The organism is Polaribacter sp. SA4-12, assembly GCF_002163675.1.
Taxonomy (GTDB): domain Bacteria; phylum Bacteroidota; class Bacteroidia; order Flavobacteriales; family Flavobacteriaceae; genus Polaribacter.
This window is the reverse complement of sequence record NZ_CP019334.1, coordinates 10,001-35,144: the sequence shown is the minus strand read 5'-3', so window position 1 is coordinate 35,144 and position 25,144 is coordinate 10,001. Positions and strand designations below refer to the sequence as shown.

Below are 25,144 nucleotides of genomic sequence, written 5' to 3'. Positions count from 1 at the left end.
AGTTCTTTTATATTTGCTTGTTATGAAATACTACATCTTTACGCTGCTTTTATTTGTTTCATCACTTACAATATCACAAGAAAAATTTTCGCAAGATATAAGCTTTATCACTGACAACGATTTATATGTTTCTAAAGTAAGAGATAGATATTATACTAGTGGTATTTTTTTAGCATACAGATATCTTTCTAATAATAAAAACGAATCTTTAGAGAAACGCATTTTAGAATGGAAATTAGGACATGAAATGTATACTCCAAATAAAGCTGTAGTTTACAATATTAGTCAGCACGATAGACCTTTTGCGGGGTATTTGTATGGAAGTTTTGGTATAAATAGAGTTTATAAAAAACCACAAATTTTAAATACATCAATACAAATTGGTGTAATAGGTTCTAATTCTTATGCAGAAGAACTGCAAGAATTTATTCATGATATTTATGGTTTTAAGGAAGCTGTTGGTTGGGAATATCAAATAGAAAACGCATTTGTTCTAAATTTTAATGCTGAATATTTAACAACAATCTTAAATACTGAGAAAAATCTTTTTGATATTACTTGGACTAACGAGCTTAACCTAGGTACAATTTATACAAATATGTCAACAGGTATTAATGCAAGAATAGGATTTAGACCTTTGCAAAAGATATCTAATTCAATCGCTTTTAACACGAGTTTGAACAACGAACAAAATAACTCTTTTAGAGAAGTTGAATCTTTTTTATATATAAAGCCGATGTTACGTTATGCTGTTTATGACGCAACTTTACAAGGAAGTTTTTTAAACAATACAAGTTTAGTTACTAAAGAATTGGTGCCGATAGTTCTTGATATAGAATTAGGTTTAAAATTTACTGCAAATCGTTTTAACTTCGGATATACTTTTATTTACAATACGAACAAATCTAAAGACTTAAGATATACTTATGGACATAAGTACGGAAGTATAATAATTAACTACCTACTTCGTTAATCATTAAATAAATCATCTTTAAAACCTATTAAATACAACTTTTCTTGTGCTCTTGTTAATGCCGTATATAGCCATCTATAATATTCCTTAGAAACTCCTTCTGGTAAATAAGGTTGTTCAATAAAAACAGTTTTCCATTGTCCTCCTTGAGATTTATGACACGTCATAGAATAAGAGAATTTTACTTGCAATGCATTAAAAAAGACATTTTTTTTAATTGCTAAAAACTGTTTCGATTTTGATTTTTCGTGTGCATAATCTTCTTTTACTGCTTGATATAATTTATTTGACTCTTCATAAGTTAAAGAAGGTGTTTCACTTGTTAAAGTATCTAATAACAATACCGTTTCAAAAGGTTGCATATCTGGATAGTCAATCATTCTAACCTCAACTTCTGCAAATTTAAAACCGTATAATTCTTTGATGGAAAATATTTTTAAAACTTCACAAATATCTCCATTGGCAATAAAACCTGCGGTTGAATTTTCTTTTAACCAAAAATAATTATTCTTAACAACCATTATATAATCACCTGGAGATATTTCGTTTTCTTGTCCACGAATATGCATTCTAATTTGTTCATTATACTGATTTGCTCTTTTGTTAGAACGTACAATAAAAGCAGTATCCTCTACTCCATCATTATCATAAGCAGTCACTAAAGCATCTTCAATATCATAACCATCTTCTAATCGTATAATATCAGGAAAATCGATATTAAATTGAAAATCGGTTGCATCATTTTGAATCATCAACCTTAATAAAGTTGCATTTGCAAGTATACCAGAATCTTCATGCTGACGCATTACCTCATCTAATTCTATTTCTGTTACATTCTTATGAAAATCATACGTTAAAGTATCATGTTCTAAGGCAGGACTAATATTTAATTTTACTGGTGGTAATTGAGCTGTATCACCAATAAATATCAATTTACATTGATGACCAGAATAAACATATCTTATTAAATCGTCTAATAAAGAACCCGTTTCAAATAATTTTTGATTTTGTCTACTATCAGGAATCATAGAAGCTTCATCAATAATAAAAATTGTATTTCTATGCTTATTTGGCTGTAAAACAAAATCTACAGAACCATTGGATTGTTTCTTTGGAAAATAGATCTTCTTATGAATCGTAAAAGCTTCTCTTTTTGAGTACAAAGAAATCACTTTTGCGGCTCTACCTGTAGGAGCCAACAAAACTGATTTTTTTCCTGCAGAAGCCAAACTATTTACAAAAGCACTAATTGTTGTCGTTTTTCCTGTACCTGCATATCCTTTCAATAAAAACAAATCATCTTTATCTTCTCCAAAAATAAAGTCACTTAAAAGGCGTAACAACGTGTTTTGTTTAGAAGTTGGAGAATATTGAAACTTTTTCAGCAATTCTGAGTAAAATTCGGCTGGTTTTTTTATCATATAAAAATTAATTCAACAAAGATACATTGATTTGCTAATAAAAGTTTTTATCGTTAAAAAAAAATTGTAGATTTGCTAGAGACTATTAAAAAAACATAATTAAAATGGGATTAATCGGAATGATTTTGGCAGCGGTTTTAGTTGCAGTGCTTTTAGCTATTATTATAGTTAAATATTTACCTTTAAAATTGAGATGGATTGCATCGATATTGTTACTGGTATTATCAGTATTTTTAATTTATAAAATATACTATGGAATAATGCAGCCAATTATATTTAATAAACAAAAAGTTACAAAATATGCTAAAGTTATTAATCAATTAAAAATAATTAGAGATGCAGAAGTAAAGCATTTTGAAGTAACTGGTAATTATACGAAAGATAAAGCTGGTTTAATTAAATTTATTGATACTGCACAAGTAGCTTTAACAGAAACTAAAACTATTGTAGAAAAAGAAGATAGAGGTGGTGGAATTATTATTGATGTAGAAATCAGAAAAATAGATACTATTGGTTATGAATCTGTTGCAAAGTATTTTAAAGGCAGAAATTACCAAGATATGTTTAAAGTTCCTGGTACAGAAGGAAAAGAATTTGATATTGAAATAGGAACTGTAGAAAAAGTACAGGGATTAATAGTACCTACATTCATCGTGAAAACTGAAAAAGCAGGTATTTTAAAAGGAATGGATTCTTCTTTAATTAAACAAGAATTAGAAGCAATTGCTACAGACCAAATTAAAGGAGAGTTTGTTTCTGTTGGTTCTTTAGATGAAGTTTCAACTGGTGGTAATTGGCCTCCTTCTTACGATAAAAAAGCAGGTGATAAAAAAGAATAGTAATACTACTTTAATAAACATTAAAGATACTAAGTTATCCATCCAATTTAATTTGGATGGATTTTCTTTTTGTATAACAAACAATACAACTAAAGAAGTTTTATATTTTTCTGAATATATATTTGAAGAAAAACAAATAACTCCTGAAGGTTTATTAAAAAAGATTGAAGAAATCTTTAAAACAGACGAATACTTACAAAAAGATTTCTCTTCTGTATTAGTAATACATCAAAACAATTTATTTACGTTAGTACCTAATGCTTATTTTTCTGAAGTGAAACTTTCTGAATATCTTAATTTTAATATTAAAACATTAGCTACAGATTTTATTGCTTTTGATGATATACAAAGTGTAAATGCAAAAAACGTTTACGTACCTTATGTAAACATCAATAATTACTTATTTCAAAATTTTGGCGAGTTTGAATACAAACATCATCTTACTTCATTTATTGAAAGTTTAATTACTTTACCTAATTCTGATGAAAAAAAGGTGTTTGTAAATGTTTCAAAAGATACTATTGATATAGTTGTTCTTCAAAATAAGCAATTAGAATTTTCAAATTCTTTTTATTTTGAAACTAAAGAAGACTTTATTTATTATATCCTATTTACATTTGAGCAATTAAAATTAGATGTAGAAGAAGTAAAACTATATTTTACTGGAGATATTGAATTAGAATCAGAAATCTATACTATTGCATATCAATATATCAGAAATATTTTCTTTTTAGAAAGTAAGAATAACATTTTCGACAAATTAAACGCTTCTAAACATTCAAATTATATCCTTTTAAATTCATGAGAATAATTTCCGGAAAGCATAAAAGCAGACGTTTAAAAGCGCCTAAAAACTTACCTGTTCGTCCAACAACAGACATGGCAAAAGAATCGCTATTTAACATCTTAAATAACACCTATTATTTTGATAGTATTTCTGTAATAGATTTATTCTCTGGTACAGGAAACATCAGTTATGAGTTTGCTTCTAGAGGTACCAAAACAATTTATGCAATTGATGCTCATTTTGGATGTATTAAATACATTAACGAAACAGCAAAAGAATTAGACTTACCAATAAATACTTTTAAAAGTGATGTCTATAAATTTTTAGAAAAAACCACTTTACAAGCTGATGTAATTTTTGCAGATCCACCATATGATTTTGATGCAGAACAATTTTTAAAAATCGTAGATTTAGTATTCTCTCAAAATATTTTAAAAGAAGAAGGTATTTTAATTGTAGAACATTCTAAACATACAGATTTATCTAAACATGAAAATCATATTTACGATAAACGTTATGGAGGAAATGTATTTAGTTTCTTTGAAAACCTAGAACAATAGTTTTTACTAAGCTTTATTATTATACTTATAAAACATAAAAAACACGGCAAATGCCGTGTTTTTTATGTTTTATATTAAAAGGTAATTTCTATAAGAGAGATTTTATAATATCTGAAATAGTAATTCCTTCTGCTTCTGCTTTATAATTTTTCACAATTCTATGAGATAAAATAGGAATAGCAACTGCTTTTACATCTTCTATATCTGGTGAAAACTTTCCATTAACTGCTGCATATGCTTTTGCTGCTAATATTAAATTCTGAGAGGCTCTTGGACCTGCTCCCCAATCTAAATAAGATTTAACTAATTCTGTTGCTTCTTTAGATTTAGGTCTTGTTTTACCTACTAAACGAACTGCATATTCTATAACATTATCTGCTACAGGAATTTTACGTATTAATTTTTGTACCTCAACAATTTCTTCAGATGAAAATAAAGGATTTATTGTTTCACTTTTATTACCTGTTGTGCTTTTTACTACAGCAACTTCTTCTTCAAAAGAAGGGTATTCTAAATAAATTGAAAACATAAAACGATCTAACTGAGCTTCTGGTAAAGGATACGTTCCTTCTTGCTCAATAGGATTTTGAGTTGCTAATACAAAAAATGGTAAATCTAATTTATAATGATTTCCAGAAACAGTTACAGAACGTTCTTGCATTGCTTCTAATAAAGCTGCCTGTGTTTTTGGAGGCGTTCTATTAATCTCATCAGCAAGAATAATATTAGAGAAAATAGGGCCTTTTATAAATTTAAAATGTCTGTTTTCATCTAAAATTTCACTTCCTAAAATATCAGAAGGCATTAAATCTGGTGTAAATTGTATTCTTTTAAAGTTTAATCCTAAAGCATCAGAAACAGTATTTACCAACAACGTTTTTGCTAAACCAGGAACTCCAACTAATAATGAGTGTCCTCCACAAAGAATAGATAATAAAGTGAAATTTACAGCTTCGTGCTGACCAATTATAACCTTACCTATTTCTGCCTTTAAGGCGTTGTATTTAAATACTAAATCATTTACTGCTTTAACGTCAGACATTATTTACTTACTTCTTTTTTCCAGTTCTTATCAAAAGTACACTTACCATGATCTTCTCCTATTTTAATATAAGTATCTTTTATTTTTTCTTTAGCCCACTTTGTAATGGTTTCTTCTTTCTTTTTTTGAAGGGCTAATTGTTGTACTTTAACATAATCTTCAATAATATCTGCAACATGAGTATCTGTTCTGTCTTTCATTAAAATAAACTTATACATTTTATCTCCAGATCTTTCTTCATCATAAAAAGGCTCTGTCATTTCACCTTTTTTAAGATCACTAACCCTTGCATAAAAAGCAGGGTCCATTCTTGTTAAATCAAATTTTGATTCTCCCGTAGATGGGTTTACAATAAGTCCTCCATTTTTCTTAGTATCATCATCAGAATATTTCTTAACAGCATCATCAAAAGTTATTTTACCTTCTCTAATATCAACTATAATTTTTTCTGCTTTCTCTTTAATTTCTTTTAATTTATCTTCAGGAACTTCTGGTTGCATTAAAATATGAGATGCAATTCTTGTATTACCTTTAATTGCGTGCAATTGCATAATATGGTAACCAAACTGAGATTTAAATGGTTTTGAAACCTGACCAATATCTAGTGTAAAAGCCATTTCTTTAAATTCTTTAATAAAAGCAGACTCTTTAGTTACAGTATATTCACCTCCATTACTTGTAACTCCTGGATCATCAGAATTAATAATAGCTTTCATTTTAAAACTAGAACCATCTTCTATTTGCTTTTTAATTTCAAGTAGTTTAGCAATAACTCTTTCTGTTTCTTCATTTGTAGGAACAGCTTTTAAAACAATTTGAGCAAGTTCTATTTCTGCAGGAAATTGAGGTAATTCTCCTTTATCTTTTAATCCAACATAATATAAACGAACTTCTTCTGGAGTAACATCTACTTTTTCAGTAACTTTTTGTTGCTCTTTTTCAATTAAAACATTTTCTGTTTGAACTGTAGTTAATTCCTTTTTTAAATCTTCTAAGTCATTAAAACCATAAGCTTTAATCACTTTTTCTATACTACCATATTGTTGCGTAAAATATTGAATACTTCTATCTACTCTAGATGTAATTTCGGGGTCAGATACTGTAACACTATCAACAATTGCGTGATGTGCCATTAATTTCTGCTGCATTAATTCTTCTAACATTTCGCAGTCAGTAATTTTTACTTTTCCTTCACTTCTTAATTCAACTTCTTGCTTAAACTTAGCAATATCAGAATCTAAAACAATGTTTTTACCTATTACAACTGCTACTCCATCAATTTTAATTTTCTGAGCAGAAGTTTGTAATCCTACAAATCCGAAGAAAAGGGTACAAACTGATAATTTAATATATTTTGAAATTGTTGTTCTGTGTTGCATCTTTTACTATTATTTTTTCTATATCTCTTAATAATTCAATTTTACGTTTATGTAAAATCATTTGTTTTATTGTTGATGTTATATAGCTTATAGGTGCTATAGAATTACGTGGTAAAACATCTTTTATGGTTGCCAAATATAAACCTATTGAATCTTGTTTTTCGATGAATTTTGTTTTTTTTAACAGTTTACCCTTTGAAAAAGGAAGTTTTAACAAAACCTTATCTAATTGAGTCCAAGTTGAATCGTTAAATTGATGGAATTTAAAGCTTAACTCTCGTTTTTCTAACTCTTCTAAGTCATTTATATCATCAGATTTAAAAAGAGACAAAATCTCATCTATATCAATCATATTATTATCTACATGAAGGTACCTTATTTTAACTAATTCTTCATTTAGTTTAAAGTTTTCTTTATTCAGTAAATAATATTTTTCTAATTCTTCCTCAGAAACAATAGTATCTAATTTTTGTTTTATAAGTTGCTCTTTATAATTATTAATTAATAGACTTTCTTTATAATCTTGAACTAAATCATCTATTTGGTTAACCGTTTCTAATGAGCTATTATTCTTTGCCTTTTCTAATAGAAGTCTTTTAATTGCCCAATTTTGAATATAACTATTAACTAAAACAAGACTATCGCCTTTATTTATATTTTTAGGCAAAACACCTTCTAAATCTTTTCTAAACAGTTTCTCTGTATTAACAATAGCTACAATTTCTGAAGCGTTACTTTCTTTTTCTTGGATTTTAAAAAGATCGCAAGAAGCAAAAAGAACAATACAAAATATAAAAAGGAAGTACTTCATTAATTTTTTCCGTAGAATTTAATTAGTTTCTTTAATTGTTTTTTATCAACTTTAATTTTACTTTTCTTTCTTAAATCTGCAATCCAGTTTTTCTCTAAAAAGTTTTGATAATCGTTAATCACCTGCCCTTTTATCGATTTTAAATCATCTGTTTTGTAATTAACTGTATTAGATTCGAAATATTTTTTTAAACCAAGAGTATCTTTAGAAGACTTTGTCCAAATTTTATTTTGCATTAATTCAAAAAGTAACAAACCATCTTCATACTCTTTTAATGTATACGCATATTCTGGTTCTGTATGAATTAAGTTTTCTTTATAATATGTCATTATTTGATCTTCTTTAAACATTTCAAAAAGTTTAAAGGTTGCCAAATGTCTTCTATTTCTAATATACTTAATAAAAGTTTCTTGCGTTACTTTTTTATCATTAATACTGATAATTGTACCTTGTAAAGAATCTTTAGGAATCGATCTTAAATTCTTTCTATCTAAAATCTTTTTTGCGTCTTCAAACTCTATAATAGAATATTCTTTTTTTAATTTATTCACAACTGCTTTTTCAGACAATTGCATTCTAGAACTCTTTTTAACTTTTGTTTTTAAACCTTTTTTCATTTCATCAAAAGACTTAATAGGGTATTTCTTTATTAACTTAACAATATGCCATCCAAAACGAGTTTTAAAAGGCTTAGAGTAATCGTTAACATTTTCTAAAGAAAATGCAGCGTCAGAAAACGGTTTCACCATTCTTCCTGCACCAAACTTACCTAATTTACCTCCATTACCTTTAGATCCTGGATCTTCTGAATATTCTTTAGCTAAGTCTTCAAACTTTTCTTTCGCTTGTAATTTAATATAAACATCAACAATCTTCTTTTCTCCAACAGCAGAAGTATCTCTAATTAGAATATGAGCTGCTTCAATTTCTCCTTTAGACTCTTTAAAATCGTCTACTTGCATTATATGATAACCAAATTGCGTTTTAAAAGGCATCGAAATTTCACCAATTTTAGTAGAATAAGCAGCATTCTCAAAAGGGTACACCATATTAAAAGCAGAGAAATAACCTAAATTACCACCATTTCCTTTTCTACCTGTTTTTGGATCATCTTGTGCAGATTTATCATCAGAAGACTCAGCAGCAACTACTTCAAATTTTTCACCGTTTAAAATACGCTCTCTTAATTTAAAAATTTTATTATAAGCTAATAAAGTGTCTTTTGGTGTTGCTTCTCTAGGCATTCTTATTAAGATGTGCTTTGCTTTTACTTGATTTTTAGTCCTAAAATAAGCATCTTTTACTAATTTGTCTATAAAAGTAGTGTCTTGTAAATAAGGAGCAGAAAGTTGGTTTTTATACGTTTCCATTTCTCTTTTATAAGAAGGTAAAGTATCAAGCTTAATTGCGTAAGCTTCTTTCACTTTTAACTTATAGTTTATATATAACTCTAAATTTTTAGTTACACTTTTAGCATCTTCATTATCTATAGCGTCTAAATTCTTTTCATAAACTCTTTTAAATTCTGAAACTGTTATTTTTTCTCCATCTATTGTAATTAGTTTTTTATCTTTTTTCTGTGCGAAAACTGATACTGATATACTTAAAACAACTAATAAAACTATTTTTCTCATAAATTTTTAATTATAACGAAATTATTCCTTTAATTTTTTCTGCTTTTTGATAATATGTAATTACATGCTCTGATATTTCTATCTTTATTACGATAGAAACGCTAACATATTTCCCTGTCTTTGATTTTTTTTTATTTATTACAGCTCCAGAATCGTTAAATATCTCTTCTACTTCACCTACCTGATTAGCATCCGTAGGTACAATAAACTTATACAGATAATCGGCAGGAAATGTAGTTGTATCATCTAATTGTGCTTTCAATTTTGTGTAAAACTCTTTCTTATCGCTCATAAAAATAGTTTCTTTTTTATAAATTAAATATAAATAATAAGACACAAAATTACATTAAAAATTAGTTTTATAAGGGGAATCATTTATTTTTGTCGAATGCAGCAAAAAATTCTATTAATTGGCGGACCAGGAACAGGAAAAACTTCGGTTTTAAATGAATTAATTAAGCGAGATTATTTTTGCTTTCCAGAAATATCTAGAGAAGTAACTTTAAAAGCGAAAGAACAAGGTATAGAACAAATGTTTTTAACGCAACCTTTACTATTTAGCCAAATGTTATTAGAAGGTAGAGAGCAACAATTTTTAGACGCAGAGAAATCTGATTCTGAACTTGTTTTTTTTGATAGAGGAATTCCTGATGTTCATGCGTACATGGATTTCTTTAAAACGGAATATCCATCAATTTATATTGAAAAAAGTAAGCAATATAAATATGACAAAGTATTTCATTTTTCTCCATGGAAAGACATTCATGAAATTGATAATGAGCGTTATGAAACTTTTGAAGAAACAACTGCAATTGATGTTTTTTTAATGAAATCATATTCAGATTTAGGTTACAATATTATTAATGTTCCTTTTGGCTCTTTAGATGAAAGAACCAATTTTGTGCTTAATTCACTTTCTTGTGAATTATGATTTCTTCTAAAGAAATATTAAAAAAATATTGGGGCTTTTCAGAATTTAGAGCCCTACAAGAAGAAATAATCACAACCGTTTTAGAACAAAAAGATGTAATTGCTTTGTTGCCTACTGGTGGAGGAAAATCTATTTGTTTTCAAGTTCCTGCATTGGCAAAAGGCGGTGTTTGCTTGGTAATTTCTCCTTTAATTGCATTAATGCAAGATCAAGTAGAAAGCTTAACTCAAAAAGGAATTAAAGCAACAAGTATTAAATCTGGATCTACACAAGATGAAATAATCACTTTGTTTGATAATATTAAATTCGGTGGAACTAAATTCTTATATATTTCTCCAGAAAGATTGCAATCTTTTTTTATTCAGCAAAAAATAAAAGAATTAAATATTAATTTAATTGCAATTGATGAAGCGCATTGTATCTCTGAATGGGGACACGATTTTAGACCTTCTTACAGAAATATTAAAATTTTAAGAGAATTAAAACCTGATGTTCCTTTTATTGCATTAACCGCAACAGCAAACGAAAAAGTTCTTAAAGACATTTCTACAAATCTGGATTTAAAAGAACCACAGATTTTTAAAAAATCGTTTTCTAGAGATAATTTAGCCTATCAAATTTTTACAATTGAAGATAAATTACAACGTTTACTTCAAATTTTCACCAAAACAAAAACACCAGCAATTGTTTATGTCAATTCTAGAAAAAAAACAGAACAGATTGCTGCTTTTTTAAACGCCAACAACTTTAAAAGTTCTTTTTACCACGGAGGATTATCATCCGTAGAAAAAAATATTTCTTTTGAAAATTGGATGACTGAAAAAACCCCCATTATTGTTGCTACAAATGCATTCGGAATGGGAATTGACAAAGCTAATGTTAGTTTGGTAATTCATTTAGATATTCCTTCTAGTATTGAAAATTACGTACAAGAAACGGGTAGAGCTGGTAGAAACAATAAAAAATCATTTGCCGTTTTGTTATTTAATAAAAGCGACACATTATTATTTAAAGATCGATTAGAGAAAACGTTATTAAGCATCAAAGAGATTAAAGAGATTCATAAAAAATTATATCAATATTTTCAAATTTCTTTAGGTGAATTGATTGAAGAACCTTTTTCTTTTAATCTTTTAGAATTTTGTAAAAAATATAATTTCTCTGTTTTAAAGGTTGATACCGCTCTTAAAATTTTATCAAACAACGGAATTATAGAAATTAGCAGTCATTATAATAAGAAATCTACACTCCTATTTATTGTGAATAGTAAAACGGTTTTAAATTATTTGGATAAAAATCCTTTTATAAAGAAATTCACAAATTCAATTTTAAGGACGTATGCTGGTTTATTTGAGCAAGAAGTAAATATTAATGAGTTTTTTATTGCTAAAAAAGCAGGAATTACAACCAATCTTGTGTTATCGAATTTCGAGCGTTTACAAGAAGATAATATTATTGAGTATAAAGCTGTAAAAAATGAATCTGACCTTACTTTTTTATTTCCTAGAGAAGATGATTACACTATAAATCGATTTTCAAAAGAAATGAAGCAGTTTATAAATCAGAAGAAAAAGAAATCTGAAGACTTAATTCAGTTTATAAATAACGACACTATTTGTAGAAGTATTCAGGTTTTAGGTTATTTTGATGAAGTAAAGGCAGAAAAATGCGGCATTTGTGATGTTTGTATTTCAGAAAACAGAAAGTCGACTGTAAATTTAGCATCAGAAATAATTCAACTTCTAAAGAACCATCGCAGTTTATCATCCGCAGAAATTAGTGAATCTTTAGTTGCGAATGAAAAAGACATTTTAATACATTTGCGACTATTACTAACGGATGATAAAATCAAAATAAATCATCAGAATAAATACCAACTAAATTTATAATTATGAAAGACTTACGTATTGTTTTTATGGGAACTCCAGATTTTGCTGTTACTATTTTAAAACACTTAGTAGAAAATGATTATAATGTTGTTGGCGTTATAACAGCATCAGATAAACCTGCAGGAAGAGGAAGAAAGTTAAATGAATCTGCAGTAAAAAAATATGCAACTTCTGTAAACCTACCGATTTTGCAACCTACAAATTTAAAAAATGAAGACTTTAATAAGGAATTAAAAGCTTTAAAAGCAGATTTACAAATTGTAGTTGCTTTTAGAATGTTACCAGCAATGGTTTGGAAAATGCCTAAATATGGTACTTTTAATTTACACGCTTCCTTATTACCAGAATATAGAGGTGCAGCGCCAATACATTGGGCAATTATAAATGGAGAAACCAAAACTGGTGTTACTACCTTTTTTATTGATGATAAAATTGATACAGGTGAAATTATCTTACAAGAAGAAATTGAAGTTTTAGAAACTGAAACTGTTGGTACACTTCATGACAAATTGATGAACTTAGGAGCTGGTTTAGTTTCTAAAACGGTAGACTTAATAGAAACCGGAAAAGTCAGCACCACAAAACAACCTGATTTAGAAGAAAAATCTGCTTCAAAATTGAATCCAGAAAACTGTAGAATAGATTGGACAGATTCAATAGACAATATATATAATAAAATTAGAGGTTTAAATCCTTTTCCAGCAGCTTGGTCAATTATAAAAAATGAAGAAGAAGAAATTTCTTCTAAAATTTATGCTGTTAGAAAAGAAAATGAAGCACATAATATAGCAGTTGGTAAAATTATTGCAACAAAGAAAGAATTGAAAGTCGCTGTTACTAAAGGATTCATCATTATTGATGAAATTAAGTTATCTGGAAAGAAAAAAATGGATGCTAAAAGTTTATTAAATGGCTTCACTTTTTCATCTGAAGCGAGATTCATCTAAAGCCTCTAACAGTAAGGTTTTTACAGTTTTTCGTATTTTACAACTAGGTTTATTAACAATTTACGTCGTTTTATTAACAAAAGGGCACTTTTTTCACCCTCTAATTTGCGTAAGGCCTTAATCCGTCTATATTTGTTAAGCTATTAAGCAAAAAAATTTATTCAATTAATTTTAAAAATCAATTTATTATGAACAAGTCAGATTTAATCGATGCAATGGCTGCTGATGCAGGAATTTCTAAAGTAGCAGCTAAAGCGGCATTAGAATCTTTTACAGGAAATGTAACTTCTGCTTTAAAAGGTGGTAACAAAGTTGCTTTAGTTGGTTTTGGTACTTTTTCTGTTTCTAACAGAGCTGCTAGAACTGGTAGAAATCCTCAAACTGGAAAAACTATTCAAATTGCTGCTAAAAACGTAGCAAAATTTAAAGCAGGAGCTGGTTTAAGCGACGCTGTAAACTAAGACTCTTAGTTTTTAAAGTATATAAAAACTCTCTTTTTAAGAGAGTTTTTTTTGTTCCAAAAATTTTATTATATTTAAAGTATCATAATTTATAAAATATCATTTGAAACCAACTAAAGGTAAATTACTAATTGCAGAGCCAGCTATTTTAAATGATAGCTCTTTTAATAGAACCATAGTTTTACTAACTGAGCACACAAAAAGCAATTCTGTTGGTTTTATTTTAAACAGACCTTTAGAGTATACTCTTAACGATTTATTACCAGATATTAATTGTCATTTTCCTGTTTATCAAGGTGGACCTGTAGAACAAGATAATTTATATTTTGTACATAAAATACCTCAGTTACTTCCAGATAGTGTCGAAGTTGCTAACGGAATTTTTTGGGGAGGAAATTTTGAATCTCTAAAAGACTTATTAAACAATGAAGAGATTGAAACTTCTGATATTCGCTTCTTTTTAGGATATTCTGGTTGGGAAAAAGAACAACTTGACGAAGAAATGAATCAAAACTCCTGGTTTGTAGGAGAAAATGACTTCGAAAATATTTTTTCCGTGGATGATGAAAGCCTCTGGAAAAATAAATTATTACAAAAAGGAGGTAATTATAAGCTTTGGGCAAATGCACCAAGTGACTTTAATTTAAATTAATTACCAGCTATTTGTAATATTTTTAAATTACTAGCAATCTTCTTCCCTATCTCAGTAGAAAATGTTTTTTTCTTATAACTTGTTACAGGTTGTACACCAATAATTGCATTTGTAATAAATACTTCGTCTGCTTTTTGTATTTCAAAAGGAGATATTGAAGTTTCCTCAATCGTAAGTTCCTTATTTCTAAAAAGAATTTCAAGAACTTTAAGACGCGTAATACCTTTAATACATCCTTCTGTTAAAGCGGGCGTTTTTACAACATTTCCTTTCACAACAAATATATTTCCATTCGTTACTTCTACTACACCTTTCTTCTCATTTAATAGAATACAGTTATCTAAATCATTTTCATCAGCAAAAATACTTGCTAATGTATTAACCATTCTGTTGTTGGTTTTTATGGTTGATAAAAGCCCAGAATAATTATAAAAATCTTTATATACATCTAAAGCATAAGTATCTTTAGTTTGATAAGTACTTTCTTTTGCTTCAATAGTAAAATCAATTTTATTCGTTTTTGGAGTATATAAACCTCCATCTTTTCTAAAAACATTTAGTCGAACTCTGTATGCAATTGCCTCATTTTGAGTTGCAACTGTTTTTAAAATTTCTTGTTCTAAAAATTCTAATGTAAACTCAATAGGAATTTTCATACGAAGCATTCTCATAGAAGCCATTAATCTAAAATAATGATCTTCCCAAAAAACCACTTTTTTATGCATCACCTTTACAGTTTCAAAAATGGCATCACCATATTTAAAAGCTCTGTTTTCTAATGATAATTTTATGTTTTCTGGATTCTGTAACTCTCCATTGAAGTTGATCATAACTAAGAATTTAAAGATGCGAAATTAGTGTATTTTAAAATATTTAGGCATAAAAAAACTCAACAAAAAAGTTGAGTTTTATAATTTTATAAAAAGATTAATTTAAGCACCTATAGTATGTCTTAATTCATCAATTTGATTTTCCCATAATTGCTTAGACTCTTCTACTTCATCTTCATCATCTGCAAAATCTGTTACAATTAAAGATACATCTTTCGTTAATGCATCAACTTGAATTTTAATTTCAAAGAAGCTGTCATCATCTTCACTTTCTAACCATTTAAAACGAATTCTATCATCCGTTTTTTTAGTTATTAACTCTGCTTTTTCTTCTTCTCCATCCCAAACAAAACTATACTCTTTACCTCTAGAGTTAACTTTATCTGCAAACCATTCTTGTAAATTAGAAGGGGATGAGATATATTGATATAGCATGTGAGGTGATGCGTGAATAGGAATTTCTAGTTCGAATTTTACTTTATCCATTATTATTATCTTAAGACGACAATATAGGTAATAATTCTATTTAAAAAAAATTAAAACACTTCTTGCGAGTTCATAAAATTAATTTATATTTGCAGCCTCAAAAGAATGGCGAGGTAGCTCAGTTGGTTAGAGCGCAGGATTCATAACCCTGAGGTCACGGGTTCAAATCCCGTTCTCGCTACTAAAAAATCCTAAACAATTTGTTTGGGATTTTTTTATTTATTTAAGCTCTTATAAATAGCAATCTTTATCTTTTCTTCGGTAATCCAACCATTAAAAGAGACATAATCTTTAGTGATTTTTTTGTTATGTTTTACTTCTTCTAAAGTTTTACCATTATCTATTTCAGTTTGAATCCTTGATTTTAAATCAACTAACATCTTTTTAAAAGAAATAAGCTCTCTCTTATTAGAAATATTTCCATGACCTGGAATAATTTTAGTTTCATCATTCGCAAGAACTATCATTTTCTGTATTCCATCTATATAACCATTAATACTTCCTCCAGAAGACAAATCTATGTAAGGAAACTTACCTTGAAAGTAAGCATCTCCAGTATGTAAAATGTTGTTTTTGGTGAAATAGACTAAAGCATCTCCATCAGTGTGAGCTTTATGAATGTGAGAAACATAAATATCGTCATTATTAATATGCATCATCATATCTTCTGTAAAAGTAATTACTGGTAGTGCTTCTTTTGGTGATGCTTTCTTAACTTTACCTCTTATAACCTGATCAACACTCATTCTTTTTCTAACATTTTTATGTGCCAAAATTAGAGCTCCTTCTTTTTGCATATTTAAGTTTCCTCCTGTATGATCTCCATGCCAATGCGTATTCATTAAATAATTTACAGGTTTGGGAGTTATCTTTTTAATTGCTTCTAAAATTTTAGGTGTTAATGGTGCAAATTGGTCATCAATCATAAAAACAGCATCATCACCAATAAATAATCCTATGTTTCCTCCTTGACCTTTTAACATAAATACCTGATCAGAAATTTTTGTTGTTATTATTTGCACCTCTTTTTTTTGCGATTGCATAGAAAAAGTGATAAAAATTGAGATACTAAATAGTTTAATAGAATTCATTATTAATAATTTTGATGATTATATTTACTGATGAAATATACAAACAATATATTTATTTAAAATTAATACGCATGAAAACACAAATACAAGTCATTAAAGCAGAAGAAATTTTGACTATAATTCCACTTTTAACAAAATTAAACTCAAAAACACCTCCAGAATTATTAAAAGAAAGAGTTTTAGAAATAGCTGAAATAGCAAATTATGAATGTGTAGGCTTATATTTGGATGGAAAATTAGTCGGTATTTCTGGCCTTTGGTATTCAACAAGACATTATATTGGTAAAACTGTTGAGCCAGATCACGTAATTTTAGACGACACAATTAGAGGACAAGGTCTTGGAAAGCAATTCTTTAATTGGATTGATAATCATGTTAAAAGTAAAGGTTGTGAAGCCATAGAATTAAATGCATATGTAAACAATCCTCAATCTCATAAATTCTATTATAATGAAGGTTATAACATCTATGGATTTCACTTTTTAAAGGTATTACGGGATGACAAAAAGTTTTATTAATTTTTTAAAAAAACAGTTGTAAAACTCAAAAAACATTCTATATTTGCAGCTCTTTACCATGCGAAAGTAGCTCAGTTGGTAGAGCGTCAGCCTTCCAAGCTGAATGTCGCCAGTTCGAACCTGGTCTTTCGCTCAAAAGACTTCATAAATATTATGGAGTCTTTTTTTGCTCAAATTTTATATAAAAAAACACTTGTAGAACTCAAAAAAGATTCTATATTTGCAGCTCATTACCACGCGAAAGTAGCTCAGTTGGTAGAGCGTCAGCCTTCCAAGCTGAATGTCGCCAGTTCGAACCTGGTCTTTCGCTCATAAGACTTCATAAATATTTATGGAGTCTTTTTTTATGCTAAATATTGTATAAAAATGAAAAAGTTAAGCAGTAAATTTGCATCAATAAAAACAAGGTAAAGACTTGTCTTTCAAACACAAAAAAAACCGAAACGTTTAAGCTTCGGTTTTTTAATTTATAAGTTTTTTAATTTGTCTCCAAAAAACAATAACAACAAAATAGGTATTCCTAATGCAATTACTAACATCTTATTGGTTGAAAATACTGAAGGGTTTAATAATAATGTTAAAGCAAAACCTCCAATTGCCCCACCTAAATGTGCAGAATGACCTACATTGCCTAATTGTTTTTTCATTCCGTAGATAGAATATAATAAATAACCTACACCAAAAATGTATCCAGGAATTGGTATTGGAATAAAGAATAAATACAACTCCATTGCAGGATATAAAAGTATTGATGCGTAAACAATACCAGAAACTGCACCAGAAGCACCTACAGCGCTATAATAAGGTTCGTCTTTATGATATTGAAGTGAATATAAACTACCAGCTAATAAGCTACCAAAATAGATGATTAGAAAACTTGGAATCCCTAAAATATTTGCTACAATATCTCCAAAAAGGTATAAAGCATACATATTAAAACCAAGATGCATCCAATCTACATGTAAAAAACCAGATGTTAATGCTCTTATTTTCTCTCCTGATAAAATTCTACTTACTTGAAACTTATATTTATCTAAAAAAGAATAATCTTTAAACCCTTTCATAGAAACCAAAACATTGGCTATAATAAGTAATAAAACTGCTTGATTTATATTGTTCATCATAAAACAAACTTACTAAAAAACAGATTACTAATACTATTCCATTTTAAATTTATATACGATATTTGCAGCACCAAAAGTATTATATGAAATTTATAATTTTTGCTATTGCCTACCCTTTTATTTGGGTACTTTCTAGATTACCAATGAGGGTTTTATATATAAAATCTGATTTCCTTTATATATTAATGTACTATATAATAGGATACAGAAAAAAAGTAGTTTTAGATAATTTAAAGCTTTCTTTTCCTGAAAAGTCTGATGAGGAGCTAAAGAAAATTTCTAAGAAGTTTTTTAAACATTTTATAGATCTAATTATGGAAAGTGTAAAAGCATTTTCTATTTCTGAAAAACAAATATTAAAAAGATATAAATACAAGAACCCAGAACTGGTTGATAAATATGCAAAACAAGGTAGAAATATTGCTTTAGTAGGTGCGCATCAAGCAAACTGGGAATGGTCAATTAGTATGCCTTTAGCTTTAAATATTGATGTTTATGGTGCTTATACAAAATTAAATAATAAATATTTCGAAAAATGGGTTAGAGAATCTAGAGAAAAATTTGGTATTAAAGGATATAAAACTTCTGACACTGTAAGAGGGATGCAAAAAAACTTTAGTGATAAAAAACAAGGAGCTTATATTTTATTAAGTGATCAATCTCCTCAACCTCATAAAACTTATTATTGGAGAGAATTTTTCGGAATAAAAGTACCAATTCACACTGGTGCAGAAATGCTCTCAAAAAGATTCGATTATGTAGTAATTAATTATGTTGCAAAAAAAGTTAAAAGAGGGTATTACGAAGTAGAATTTCAATTGATAACAGATACTCCTAAAGATTTTGAAGATTATCAAATTACTGATAAATACACAGAATTAACTGAAGAGAATGTAAAACAACAACCTGAATTATATTTATGGTCACACAGACGTTTTAAGCATAGAGATAAAGTTCCTAAAGAGTTCTTATAACATATTTTTACATAAAAAAAGTTGCTTTTTTTGTAACCTAGGAATTTCTAATGGAAATTCTTTAGTAGCAAAAGGAGCAACTTATATTTTGATTAAGCTATTAGATATTTAAAACTTATTACTTAATTAAGTTTTCTAATACTTAATAAATAACATATTCAAATTGTACCAATAGATTTTTTTTTAAAACAATCTAAATCTACCACCTATTAAAATATTGTTTTGGAAAAAATAAAAACTCTGTGATGCTGAATCTACAGAATTTAATGACGTTTTAATATCTGGCATATTAATATAACCTATTTTATAATCTGCCTGAATATAAAAATGCTTTAAAAAAGTAATATTTAATCCTGCTCCTGCAGAAACTCCCCAGCCAGATAAGTGAAAATCGTCATGTCTTTCTTTTCCTAATAATGTGGTATCCGTTTTTGGGTATAAAACTCCTAACCCAAAACCTTCTGTTAAGTTTATTTGTAAATTTTCTAAATCTAAACCAAACCAATGATCAATATTATCAAAACGTTTTAGCTCTATATTCAAATAGTTTAAACCATCTGTATGTTCTAAACGTAAAAAATCTTCGGTTAGTTGAACTTGTTGATTATTATAGATTCCATAATACTTAGAATTACCTATATTTATATTCCCATCTATATCTACAAACTGATCATTATCTACAACATATTTCATATGATCAATACCAATTGAAATTGTATAATTTTCTTTGAAAAAATAACCTATTCTAGCATTTGTTTGAGGTTTAGTAATGTTTGTTATTCCAAAATACTTACTAATAGAAAATTTTGATGGAGTGTCTTGTGCTTTTACATCAGATAAAGTAAAATCGTAATTTTCTCCTTTAAATCTAATATCAGAATTGGTATAACTTGCCCAATTCCATCCCCAGTAAACAAAAAACTTTCCTTTATTAACAACTTTATTTTTTTTAGAAGGTGTTGGGTTTTCTTGTCCAACCAAAGAAACTGTGCTAAAAAATAAGACAACTAAAATTATAATATATTTATTCAAATTTTCTAAGTAATTATTTAATTATTGCTTTAATTTCATTGATAAACCTCACTGCTAAATCATCTGCAGCTTGTTGTGATTTTGCTTCTGTATAAATTCTAATAATTGGTTCTGTATTAGATTTACGTAAGTGAATCCACTCATCTGCAAAATCAATTTTTACACCATCTATTGTATTTACATCTTCATTTGAATATGTAGCAGCCATTGTTTCTAAAATTTTGTCAACATCTATTTCTGGAGTTAACTGAATTTTATTCTTGCTCATAAAATAACTTGGATACGAATCTCTTAATTCTTTACAAGACATTTTTTGATTTGCTAAATGTGATAAAAATAAAGCTACACCAACCAATGAATCTCTTCCATAATGAGAAGCAGGATAAATGATTCCTCCATTTCCTTCTCCACCAATTACAGTATTAGTTTCTTTCATTTTAATAACAACATTTACTTCTCCTACAGCAGATGCGGTATAAGTACCTCCATGTTTCTGAGTAACATCTCTTAATGCTCTAGAGGATGATAAGTTAGAAACTGTATTTCCTCCTCCTAATTTTCCTAAAACGTAATCTGCACAAGCAACTAATGTATATTCTTCACCAAACATAGAACCGTCTTCAGAAACTAAAGCCAATCTATCAACATCTGGATCTACTACTATTCCTAAATGTGCTTGTTCTTTTACTACAAGTTCAGAAATATCTGTTAAATGTTCTTTTAAAGGTTCTGGATTGTGAGGAAACTCTCCATTTGGAGTACAATACAATTCAATACATTCTACATTCAACTCTTTTAATAAAGCAGGTATAAAAATTCCTCCTGTAGAATTCACTCCATCTACAACAACCGTAAAGTTAGCTTCTTTGATTGCTTCTACATCTACTAATTCTAGTTTTAAAACTTCATCAATATGTTTTTTAACGTATGTTTTGTCTTTAGTATAAGTACCTAAATCATCTACTTCTGCAAAAGAGAAATCTTCACTTTCTGCTAACACAAGAATTTGTTCTCCTTCTTCTCCATTTAAGAATTCTCCTTTTTCGTTTAATAGTTTTAACGCATTCCATTGTTTTGGATTATGTGATGCTGTTAAAATAATTCCTCCATCTGCATTTTCCATAGGAACAGCAACTTCTACAGTTGGTGTTGTTGATAATCCTAAATCTATAACATCGATTCCTAAACCTACTAAAGTATTTGCTACTAAACTAGAAATCATTTTACCAGAGATACGTGCATCTCTACCAATTACAACTTTTATTTTTTTCTTACCTGAGTTTCGTGCAATAATAAAAGCTCCATAAGCCGAAGCAAATTTTACAGCATCTAATGGTGTTAAATTATCAGCAGTTTTACCACCGATTGTTCCTCTTATTCCTGAAATTGATTTTATTAATGTCATATTGTGTTATTGTCTTTTATTTTGGCTAAACAAATATAAATTATTCTTATTTAGTTCATTAGTAAAAGTCTAAAAAATGCTTTTTGATTGGCTATTAACAAAGAATATTGTAAAAAACTTGCAAATAGTCTGCGTTAGGGATTGAAGCATTTGTTTGAGCTCTTTTTTATGTTAAACTCGTTTCAATATCTCATCTAAATAATGAAATTATTATAACATTTACAGGTGCTGAAATAAAATCAGCATAAAAAAAGCGAGTGCGTAAAGCCCGACCTTTAGGTAACGCCCAAAAAGAGTTGACAGTATTCAGTATTCAGTATTCAGTATTCAGTATTCAGTATTCAGTATTCAGTATTCAAAAATGAAATATCGTGAGATTTATACCTACAGTTTTTTGAAACTTTAATGCATAAAAAAAAGCCGTTACAAATTGTAACGACTTTTAATATATTATGGTTTCCTACCTGGGCAGGAAAAATAACTTAGAAATTATTATTTCTTGTTACCTTCTTCCATTTTCTTCTTTAATGCTGCAAGTCCACCGATATCTCCTAAGGTAGTTTTTTCTGCTTCTGCTGCTTTCTTAACGGCAACTTTCACATTTCTTTTCTCTTGCTCTTTAAATAAAGATGTATGAGATACAACAACTCTTCTGTATTCTTTAGAGAATTCTAAAACTACAAATTCGATTGTGTTTCCTTTATCTAATTTAGTACCGTCTTCTTTTTCTAAGAATCTTGTTGGTGCAAAACCTTCTACTCCATCAGCAAAAGTTACAACTGCTCCTTTATCATTCTTTTCTTTGATTGTTCCTGTATGTTTAGAACCAATTGCATACGTAGCTTCATGTGCATCCCAAGGGTTATCTTGAGTTTGCTTATGACCTAAGTTTAACTTTCTGTTTTCAACATCTAATTCTAATACTTGTACTTCAAGTTTATCACCAACAGTTACAAAATCTGAAGGATGTTTCACTTTCTTAGTCCAAGATAAATCAGAAATATAAACTAAACCGTCAATACCTTCTTCTAATTCTACGAATACACCAAAGTTAGTGTAATTTCTTACAGTACCAGTGTGAGTAGAACCTACAGGATATTTAGCAACGATGTCAGTCCAAGGATCTGGATGTAATTGTTTGATACCTAAAGACATTTTTCTGTCTTCACGGTCTAAAGTTAAAATTTGAGCTTCAACTTTATCTCCAACTTTTACGAAATCTTGTGCAGAACGTAAGTGAGTTGACCAAGACATTTCAGAAACGTGAATTAACCCTTCTACTCCTTGTTCTACTTCTACGAATGCTCCATAATCAGCTAAAACAACAACTTCACCATTTACTTTATCTCCGATTTTTAAATCAGCATTTAAAGCTTCCCAAGGATGAGCAGATAATTGTTTTAATCCTAATTGGATTCTAGATTTGTTATCATCAAAGTCTAAAATTACAACGTTTAATTTTTGATCTAACTCAACAACCTCATTTGGATGATTGATTCTTGACCAAGATAAATCTGTAATATGAACTAATCCATCTACACCACCTAAATCAACAAAGACACCATAAGAAGTAATATTTTTAACAATACCTTCTAATACTTGTCCTTTTTCTAATTGACCAATAATTTCTTTTTTCTGTAATTCAATATCAGCTTCAATAAGAGCTTTATGAGATACAACAACGTTTTTAAATTCGTGGTTGATTTTAACAACTTTGAATTCCATTGTTTTCTCAACATACTGATCGTAATCTCTAATTGGCTTAACGTCAATTTGAGATCCTGGTAAAAATGCTTCGATTCCGAAAACATCTACAATCATACCACCTCTAGTTCTACATTTAACGAAACCGTTAACTACTTCACCAGTTTCATGAGCATTGTTAACACGTTCCCATGCTTTTATTACTCTTGCTTTTTTGTGTGATAATACTAATTGACCAGAAGAATCTTCTCTTTTGTCTACTAATACTTCTACTTTATCTCCTTCAGCTAAACCTTGGTTGTAACGGAATTCGTTTAAAGAAATAACTCCTTCAGATTTAGAGTTGATATCGATGATTGCATCTCTATCAGTAATTCTGATTACAGTTCCTTCAATTACGTCTCTCTCGTTTACGAAACCTACAGTTCCTTCTAACGCTTTTTCGAACTCAACTAATTTTTCTTCATCAACAGCCTCAATACCTTGTTCGTATTTGTGCCAGTTAAAATCTGCTAAAAATTGTGTTGGATCTACAGCTGGAGTCGCTGTTTCTTGTACTTCAGTAGCAACTACTTGCTCTTCAGTGTTTTTTGTTTCTTCAGACATTCTGAAATTACTTTGTATCTTATTGTTTTTCAGATTTTTAACGATAAAAACGCAAAGAGTTGTTTTTATAAATTGTTTTATATATTTCCTTTAACAAATCTGTTCTCGTAAAAAGGAGTGCAAATTTACAAAAATTAGTTGATTTTAAACACTTTAGAATTAAATTATTATTCTTTTTATTAATGATACACAAAAAACTACCTTTGCACTTTTAAAACCTTTTTGATTGATTAGAATGACGATGGATAAAAAGACAAAAGATTTAGTAGATAAAGGAATAATGCTTCCATTAATGGAAGAGTTTTACACAATACAAGGTGAAGGTTCTCATACAGGAACCGCTGCTTATTTTATTAGACTTGGTGGTTGCGATGTTGGTTGCCATTGGTGTGATGTTAAAGAAAGTTGGGATGCTAATTTGCACCCTCCAACATTAGCAGATACTATTGTAAATAATGTAACAAATCACGCAAAAACAGTTGTAATAACTGGTGGTGAGCCTTTAATGTGGTCTATGGATTATATTACCGAAAACCTTCAAAAAAACAATATAAAAACACATATAGAAACTTCAGGAGCATATTCATTTTCTGGAAAATGGGACTGGTTTTGTCTTTCCCCAAAGAAAACAAAATTACCTTTAGAAGAATGTTATCCAGAAGCTGATGAATTAAAAATGATTATTCAAAATAATTCAGATTTTGATTTTGCAGAACGTGAAGCTGCTAAAGTTGGAGATAAATGTCAACTTTTTTTACAACCAGAATGGAGTAAAAAAGAAAAAATGACGCAACTTATTGTAGATTATGTGATGAAAAATCCAAAGTGGAAAATTTCTTTACAAACACACAAATATCTGAATATTCCATAATATTCAGATATTGTTATATTTTTTTTAGAAGCTATTTCCTGCTTTCCACTATATCTTTTTATAGTTGCCATTGCGAAGTTTACTTTTTTGTAAACTGTCGCAATCTCTTTATTTAAAATTATGAGCTCTATTTAAAGGACTATAAAAAGGATGCCGTTTCAATCAGGGCTAGACTAA

At 28.6% G+C, this 25,144-nt stretch carries 25 protein-coding genes and 3 tRNA genes; 15 read left to right on the top strand and 13 right to left on the bottom strand.

The features are described 5' to 3' along the window. Positions 1-22 precede the first annotated feature (22 nt). Positions 23-973, top strand: coding sequence for a lipid A deacylase LpxR family protein (locus BTO07_RS00180; RefSeq protein ID WP_087519287.1), 951 nt, complete (start codon positions 23-25; stop codon positions 971-973). Here BTO07_RS00180 and BTO07_RS00175 read toward each other — a convergent pair. After that, a complete protein-coding gene (locus BTO07_RS00175; protein WP_087519286.1) occupies positions 970-2,394 on the bottom strand; it encodes an ATP-dependent DNA helicase in 1,425 nt (474 codons plus the stop codon). The genes BTO07_RS00180 and BTO07_RS00175 overlap by 4 nt on opposite strands. A 104-nt stretch (positions 2,395-2,498) precedes the next feature. On the opposite strand from BTO07_RS00175, the gene BTO07_RS00170 reads away from it, so the two are divergent. The 3 genes from BTO07_RS00170 to BTO07_RS00160 are packed head-to-tail and all read left to right on the top strand — an operon-like array spanning position 2,499 to position 4,580. Further along, complete coding sequence (locus BTO07_RS00170; RefSeq protein WP_087519285.1) at positions 2,499-3,233, top strand: hypothetical protein; 735 nt, start codon at positions 2,499-2,501, stop codon at positions 3,231-3,233. After that, positions 3,217-4,038 (top strand): DUF3822 family protein, encoded by an 822-nt coding sequence (locus BTO07_RS00165; protein WP_087519284.1) that lies wholly within the window; start codon positions 3,217-3,219, stop codon positions 4,036-4,038. The genes BTO07_RS00170 and BTO07_RS00165 overlap by 17 nt, the downstream gene beginning before the upstream one ends. Beyond that, on the top strand, positions 4,035-4,580 hold the full coding sequence (locus BTO07_RS00160) for an RsmD family RNA methyltransferase (RefSeq protein ID WP_087519283.1): 546 nt from the start codon (positions 4,035-4,037) through the stop codon (positions 4,578-4,580). Before BTO07_RS00165 ends, BTO07_RS00160 begins: the two co-directional genes overlap by 4 nt. A gap of 88 nt (positions 4,581-4,668) precedes the next feature. Here BTO07_RS00160 and BTO07_RS00155 read toward each other — a convergent pair whose 3' ends face one another. Genes BTO07_RS00155 through BTO07_RS00135 form a run of 5 tightly spaced genes read right to left on the bottom strand, consistent with a single transcriptional unit; the run spans position 4,669 to position 9,738 of the window. After that, positions 4,669-5,622: an AAA family ATPase gene (locus BTO07_RS00155; RefSeq protein ID WP_087519282.1), complete on the bottom strand. Its 954-nt coding sequence runs from the start codon at positions 5,620-5,622 to the stop codon at positions 4,669-4,671. Then, a complete protein-coding gene (locus BTO07_RS00150) occupies positions 5,622-7,001 on the bottom strand; it encodes a peptidylprolyl isomerase (protein WP_087519281.1) in 1,380 nt (459 codons plus the stop codon). Before BTO07_RS00150 ends, BTO07_RS00155 begins: the two co-directional genes overlap by 1 nt. Continuing rightward, positions 6,967-7,812, bottom strand: coding sequence for a hypothetical protein (locus tag BTO07_RS00145; protein ID WP_087519280.1), 846 nt, complete (start codon positions 7,810-7,812; stop codon positions 6,967-6,969). Before BTO07_RS00145 ends, BTO07_RS00150 begins: the two co-directional genes overlap by 35 nt. Beyond that, entirely contained in the window at positions 7,812-9,446 is a 1,635-nt protein-coding gene (locus tag BTO07_RS00140; RefSeq protein ID WP_087519279.1) for a peptidylprolyl isomerase, read from the bottom strand. Before BTO07_RS00140 ends, BTO07_RS00145 begins: the two co-directional genes overlap by 1 nt. Before the next feature lie 10 nt (positions 9,447-9,456). Continuing rightward, positions 9,457-9,738: a DUF493 family protein gene (locus BTO07_RS00135; protein ID WP_087522512.1), complete on the bottom strand. Its 282-nt coding sequence runs from the start codon at positions 9,736-9,738 to the stop codon at positions 9,457-9,459. Positions 9,739-9,834: 96 nt separating this feature from the next. Between BTO07_RS00135 and BTO07_RS00130 the strand changes: the two genes are divergently transcribed. The 5 genes from BTO07_RS00130 to BTO07_RS00110 all read left to right on the top strand — a co-directional run bounded on the left by BTO07_RS00130 (position 9,835) and on the right by BTO07_RS00110 (position 14,326). Next, positions 9,835-10,377 (top strand): AAA family ATPase, encoded by a 543-nt coding sequence (locus BTO07_RS00130; RefSeq protein WP_087519278.1) that lies wholly within the window; start codon positions 9,835-9,837, stop codon positions 10,375-10,377. After that, positions 10,374-12,266 (top strand): RecQ family ATP-dependent DNA helicase, encoded by a 1,893-nt coding sequence (locus BTO07_RS00125; RefSeq protein ID WP_087519277.1) that lies wholly within the window; start codon positions 10,374-10,376, stop codon positions 12,264-12,266. The genes BTO07_RS00130 and BTO07_RS00125 overlap by 4 nt, the downstream gene beginning before the upstream one ends. Before the next feature lie 2 nt (positions 12,267-12,268). Then, complete coding sequence (fmt, locus tag BTO07_RS00120; protein WP_198342485.1) at positions 12,269-13,213, top strand: methionyl-tRNA formyltransferase; 945 nt, start codon at positions 12,269-12,271, stop codon at positions 13,211-13,213. Between the two features lie 188 nt (positions 13,214-13,401). Continuing rightward, the gene (locus tag BTO07_RS00115) at positions 13,402-13,674 is read left to right on the top strand and encodes an HU family DNA-binding protein (RefSeq protein WP_087519276.1); all 273 of its coding nucleotides are present in this window, start codon (positions 13,402-13,404) and stop codon (positions 13,672-13,674) included. Positions 13,675-13,777: 103 nt separating this feature from the next. Further along, a complete protein-coding gene (locus BTO07_RS00110) occupies positions 13,778-14,326 on the top strand; it encodes a YqgE/AlgH family protein (RefSeq protein ID WP_087519275.1) in 549 nt (182 codons plus the stop codon). Here the strand turns inward: BTO07_RS00110 and BTO07_RS00105 are convergent. Together BTO07_RS00105 and BTO07_RS00100 are read right to left on the bottom strand one after the other, a co-directional pair. Beyond that, the gene (locus BTO07_RS00105) at positions 14,323-15,156 is read right to left on the bottom strand and encodes an aminotransferase class IV (protein WP_087519274.1); all 834 of its coding nucleotides are present in this window, start codon (positions 15,154-15,156) and stop codon (positions 14,323-14,325) included. The genes BTO07_RS00110 and BTO07_RS00105 overlap by 4 nt on opposite strands. A gap of 102 nt (positions 15,157-15,258) precedes the next feature. Beyond that, positions 15,259-15,642 carry an START-like domain-containing protein gene (locus BTO07_RS00100; protein ID WP_087519273.1) on the bottom strand — a complete coding sequence of 128 codons (384 nt, stop codon included), beginning with the start codon at positions 15,640-15,642 and terminating at the stop codon, positions 15,259-15,261. A 107-nt stretch (positions 15,643-15,749) separates the two neighbouring features. On the opposite strand from BTO07_RS00100, the gene BTO07_RS00095 reads away from it, so the two are divergent. Then, positions 15,750-15,823, top strand: a tRNA-Met gene (locus BTO07_RS00095). A gap of 34 nt (positions 15,824-15,857) precedes the next feature. Here BTO07_RS00095 and BTO07_RS00090 read toward each other — a convergent pair. Further along, positions 15,858-16,733, bottom strand: coding sequence for an MBL fold metallo-hydrolase (locus BTO07_RS00090; RefSeq protein ID WP_087519272.1), 876 nt, complete (start codon positions 16,731-16,733; stop codon positions 15,858-15,860). Between the two features lie 71 nt (positions 16,734-16,804). On the opposite strand from BTO07_RS00090, the gene BTO07_RS00085 reads away from it, so the two are divergent. The 3 genes from BTO07_RS00085 to BTO07_RS00075 all read left to right on the top strand — a co-directional run bounded on the left by BTO07_RS00085 (position 16,805) and on the right by BTO07_RS00075 (position 17,561). Next, the gene (locus BTO07_RS00085) at positions 16,805-17,251 is read left to right on the top strand and encodes a GNAT family N-acetyltransferase (RefSeq protein ID WP_087519271.1); all 447 of its coding nucleotides are present in this window, start codon (positions 16,805-16,807) and stop codon (positions 17,249-17,251) included. A 60-nt stretch (positions 17,252-17,311) separates the two neighbouring features. Next, positions 17,312-17,384, top strand: a tRNA-Gly gene (locus BTO07_RS00080). Positions 17,385-17,488: 104 nt separating this feature from the next. Continuing rightward, a tRNA-Gly gene (locus BTO07_RS00075) sits at positions 17,489-17,561 on the top strand. Between the two features lie 157 nt (positions 17,562-17,718). On the opposite strand, the gene BTO07_RS00070 is transcribed toward BTO07_RS00075, so the two are convergent. Continuing rightward, positions 17,719-18,375 carry a rhomboid family intramembrane serine protease gene (locus tag BTO07_RS00070; protein ID WP_087519270.1) on the bottom strand — a complete coding sequence of 219 codons (657 nt, stop codon included), beginning with the start codon at positions 18,373-18,375 and terminating at the stop codon, positions 17,719-17,721. 62 nt (positions 18,376-18,437) lie between these two features. On the opposite strand from BTO07_RS00070, the gene BTO07_RS00065 reads away from it, so the two are divergent. After that, the gene (locus BTO07_RS00065) at positions 18,438-19,349 is read left to right on the top strand and encodes a lysophospholipid acyltransferase family protein (RefSeq protein WP_257789757.1); all 912 of its coding nucleotides are present in this window, start codon (positions 18,438-18,440) and stop codon (positions 19,347-19,349) included. Positions 19,350-19,532: 183 nt separating this feature from the next. Here BTO07_RS00065 and BTO07_RS00060 read toward each other — a convergent pair whose 3' ends face one another. The 3 genes from BTO07_RS00060 to rpsA form a co-directional block, all read right to left on the bottom strand. Beyond that, entirely contained in the window at positions 19,533-20,381 is an 849-nt protein-coding gene (locus tag BTO07_RS00060; RefSeq protein ID WP_232457064.1) for a hypothetical protein, read from the bottom strand. Positions 20,382-20,394: 13 nt separating this feature from the next. Further along, positions 20,395-21,786 (bottom strand): phosphoglucosamine mutase, encoded by a 1,392-nt coding sequence (gene glmM, locus BTO07_RS00055; RefSeq protein ID WP_087519267.1) that lies wholly within the window; start codon positions 21,784-21,786, stop codon positions 20,395-20,397. 492 nt (positions 21,787-22,278) lie between these two features. After that, positions 22,279-24,096, bottom strand: a complete 1,818-nt coding sequence (rpsA, locus tag BTO07_RS00050; protein ID WP_087519266.1) for a 30S ribosomal protein S1 — start codon at positions 24,094-24,096, stop codon at positions 22,279-22,281. 241 nt (positions 24,097-24,337) lie between these two features. Between rpsA and BTO07_RS00045 the strand changes: the two genes are divergently transcribed. Further along, positions 24,338-24,967 (top strand): 7-carboxy-7-deazaguanine synthase QueE, encoded by a 630-nt coding sequence (locus BTO07_RS00045; RefSeq protein WP_087519265.1) that lies wholly within the window; start codon positions 24,338-24,340, stop codon positions 24,965-24,967. Positions 24,968-25,144 lie beyond the last annotated feature (177 nt).